Raw genomic sequence first — 2,261 nt, 5'->3', positions numbered from 1 at the left:
CGCGCTGACCTTTGATTCATCCATCGGCAGTCCGGAAGATTTCCGCAAGCTGCTGGTGTCTGAAGACCAGCGCTGGAAAGACGTTTTGAAGCAGGTCAAGATCCGGCTCGACTAAAGGAAATCCGCAATGAACCGCCATATGCTCGCGGCAACAATAGCCGTCGCCCTCGTGGCGCCTGCCGTCACTGCCATTGCCGCAGAAAAGTATCCCTCACGCCCCGTGCGCCTGATCGTACCCTACGCTCCCGGCGGCGGCTCCGATACCATCGCGCGGGTCATCGGCCAGAAACTCGGCGAACGCCTGGGTCAGGCCTTTGTGATCGACACCCGCCCGGGCGCCGCCAGTCTGATCGGCACAGAAATCGTCGCCAAGGCGGCCGGCGACGGCTACACGCTGATCCTTGCGGATGTTCCGCATGCCATCAATCCCGCGATCGCCGCAAAACCGTCCTACGACGCGGTAAAAGACTTCGCCCCGATCATGCGCGTGGTCACCTCCACCCAGGTACTGGCTGCGCACCCGTCATTCAAACTCAATTCACTGAAAGAACTGCTGGCGCTGCCGCGTGCCCAGGCCGAAAAGATTGCATTGGCCAGCACCGGACAGGGTGGTTCGCCGCACATGACCTATGAGTTGCTGCGGGCCAAGACCGGACTGACGCTCAATCATGTGCCTTATAAAGGGGGCGGTCCCGCCATCAGCGATCTCGTCGCCAACCAGGTTCCGCTGGCACTGACCGGCTCACCCGTGATCGTTCCCCACCTCAAGGCCGGACGCATCAAGGGCCTGGCCATGACCGCCGCAACACGCAACCCCCTGCTGCCGGGTGTGCCCACTTTTATCGAATCGGGCGTGCCGGATTTTGTCGTCGCGCACTGGTACGGCTTTCTAGCACCGGCCGGCACACCCCCGGCGATCGTCAAACTGCTGCACCAGGAAATCGCACGCGCCCTTGAACAGCCCGACGTCAGGGAGCGTCTCGCCAGTCTCGCACTCGAAATGGCGCCGCTCGGCCCGGATGAGTTCCGCAGGCTGATTGAATCCGACGTGAAACGCTGGAAGGAAGTTGTTGCCAAATCCGGCATCACATTCAACTGACGCGATGAGTTACCTCACCCACCTCCAGGACAGCCAGGGCAGGCACTTCGACCCCGGAACCCCGCACAGCGCGCCGCCTGCAGACGGATTGCGCGCACGCTACGATCTTGACCGTTTGCGCCGCGAAGTCACGGTGGAAACCATCGCGCGCGGCCCCGCGAGTCTCTGGCGCTATGCACCGCTGCTGCCGGTGGCGCGGCCCGAAAACGCGGTTTCGCTCAATGAGGGCTGGACGCCATTACTGCAGGCCCCCCGGCTCGCCCGCTCGCTCGGCATGAAACAACTCGCGGTCAAGGATGAGGGACGCAACCCCAGCGGTACTTTCAAGGATCGTGGCGCATCGGTCGCCGTCACGCGTTATCTCGAACTGGGTGTGAAAACCGTGGCGCACAACAGCTCTGGTAACGCCGGCGGCTCGTGGAGCCTGTATGCGGCGCGCGCCGGCATCACCTGCGTCAATCTGCTGCCGACGGATGCGCAACCGGCGAGCCGCCAGCACTGCCGCGCCAGCGGACAACCGGTTTTTTTGCTGGAAAACTGGCATGACGGCGGACGCCTGGTGGCAGAAGCCTGCGAAAAAAACGGCTGGCTCAACATCTGCACGCTGCGCGAGCCGTACCGGCTCGAAGGCAAAAAAACCATGGGCCTGGAAATCGCCGAACAACTCGGCTGGCGCATGCCCGACGTCATCGTTTATCCGATGGGCGGCGGCCTCGGCGCCATCGCGATCTTCAAAGCCTTCGAGGAACTGCTGCAGCTCGGCTGGATCACTGGAAAATTACCGCGGCTTTATGTCACCCAATACGAAGGCTGCGCGCCGGTGGTCAAGGCGTTCGACGAGAAGCGCGAGGAATGCACCCCTTGGGGAAAAATCGACATCCCGCCGGGCGGCCTGAAATCACCCAATCCGCCGGGCGGTCGCGCGGTGCTTGAACTGATCCGCAAACACGGCGGCGGTGCGCTGGCCGTCACCGCGGACGAAGCGCTGGCGGCGGTAGACGAAATGACGCACGAGGAAGGACTGTTCCCATGCCCGGAAAGTGCCACCACACTGGTTGGCCTGCGCAAAGCCATTGCGCGCGGCTGGATCAAGACGGATGAAGAAGTGGTGCTGATCAGCACCGGTTCGGGATTGAAATCAATTCCGACACTGGAGACGCCA

Annotated in this window: 2 protein-coding genes; both read left to right on the top strand. The window is 62.6% G+C overall.

The window, feature by feature from the left end; all coding sequences use genetic code 11:
- Positions 1-127: 127 nt before the first annotated feature.
- Positions 128-1,099 (top strand): tripartite tricarboxylate transporter substrate binding protein, encoded by a 972-nt coding sequence (locus Q8M88_RS02395; protein WP_305594650.1) that lies wholly within the window; start codon positions 128-130, stop codon positions 1,097-1,099.
- Positions 1,100-1,103: 4 nt separating this feature from the next.
- Positions 1,104-2,261 (top strand): threonine synthase (locus Q8M88_RS02390; protein WP_305594649.1); only part of this gene is annotated, 1,158 nt, incomplete at its 3' end.

It is taken from the genome of Phenylobacterium sp. (assembly GCF_030693805.1).
GTDB lineage: Bacteria > Pseudomonadota > Alphaproteobacteria > Caulobacterales > Caulobacteraceae > Phenylobacterium.
The sequence above is the reverse complement of the archived record's forward strand: the minus strand, read 5'-3'. Positions and strand labels throughout refer to the sequence as shown.

Excerpts from the sequence above, each read along its gene's own strand:
- Q8M88_RS02395 (WP_305594650.1), top strand. The coding sequence starts at position 128 with ATGAACCGCCATATGCTCGCGGCAACAATAGCCGTCGCCCTCGTGGCG.